Here is a 1,221-nt window from a genome sequence, read left to right on the forward strand (position 1 = left end):
GGACGGGCCGGCGCCGACCGCCCGGCGGAGGCCCGGCGCGCGCTGGAGGAGGCGTGCGAGGCGGTGGGGCTCGACGGGCGCGGCGCGCCGCGGGTGGACGAGCGGTGTCGGGTCACCGCGGACGGTCTGTGGGCGATCGGCGACGTCACGGGCATCTCGCAGTTCACCCACGTGGCGCAGTACCACGGCCGGGTCGTGGCGGACGCGATGCTCGGTGGGTCGCGTCGCGCGAACCACACCGGGATCCCCCGGGTGGTCTTCACCCATCCGGAGGTGGCCGCCGTGGGGCTCACCGCGGACGAGGCCCGGCAGGAGGGCGTGGAGACGGTCGCGTGCGAACTCGACCTGGCGGCCTCGCTGGCCCGCCCCTGGACCTTCGAGACCGACCCCGGGGGCGTCATGGGGCTGCTGGCCGACCGGCGGCGTCGGGTGCTCATCGGGGCGTGGGCCGTGGCCCCGATGGCCGGTGAGTGGCTCCACCAGGCGGCCCTGGCCGTCCGGGCCGGTATCCCGATCGACACGCTGCTGGACGGGGTGGCCCAGTTCCCCACCTACAGCGAGGCCCTGCTGAAGGCCCTGGAGCGGCTCGAGCTGTGAAGGGGAGGAGCCGCCCGGCGCGACTGGGTGTTCCCCGGCCCCCGCCGGCGGGGTTTGGTCGGCCGGCGGTACGGGCAAGCGGGTCGGGAGCCGGGGCACCGGGCACGGTTCCCGTTCCCCGTCCCGGGTGGTCCGCCGAGGGGAATACCCCGAACCCCTTCGGCGTTCCTTACCCCGAGGGGTATCGGGCGCCGTTTCCGCGTCCGCCGATCGTCCGGAAGGAGCCGGCCCATGAGCAGCATCGCCCTGTCCGCCACCGACTTCGAGAGCACCGTCACCGACAACGACATCGTGCTCGTGGATTTCTGGGCCTCCTGGTGCGGCCCGTGCCGGGCGTTCGCCCCCGTCTACGAGAAGGCCGCCGAGGCCAATCCCGACATCGTCTTCGGCAAGGTGGACACCGAGGCCGAGCAGGCGCTGGCGGCGGCTGCCCAGATCACCTCCATCCCCACCCTGATGGCCTTCCGGGAGGGTGTGCTGGTCTTCTCGCAGCCCGGTGCCCTTCCCGCCCCGGCGCTGGACAAGGTGATCTCGGCCGTTCGCGAACTCGACATGGACGAGATCCGGGCCTCCATGGCCGCCGATGGGCCGGGGGCCGACGGGCGCGAGTGACCCCGGCTTCCC

At 74.0% G+C, this 1,221-nt stretch carries 2 protein-coding genes; both read left to right on the forward strand.

Annotation, left to right across the window (positions count from 1 at the left end; all coding sequences use genetic code 11):
- Positions 1-597, forward strand: a 597-nt coding sequence (locus FOE67_RS26190) for an oxidoreductase dimerization domain-containing protein (protein WP_182667303.1), incomplete at its 5' end; no start/stop codon positions are given.
- 231 nt (positions 598-828) lie between these two features.
- The gene (gene trxA, locus FOE67_RS26195; RefSeq protein ID WP_182667304.1) at positions 829-1,209 is read left to right on the forward strand and encodes a thioredoxin; all 381 of its coding nucleotides are present in this window, start codon (positions 829-831) and stop codon (positions 1,207-1,209) included.
- Positions 1,210-1,221 lie beyond the last annotated feature (12 nt).

The sequence above is a fragment of the Streptomyces calidiresistens genome, from assembly GCF_014141525.1.
Taxonomy (GTDB): Bacteria; Actinomycetota; Actinomycetes; order Streptomycetales; family Streptomycetaceae; genus Streptomyces; species Streptomyces calidiresistens.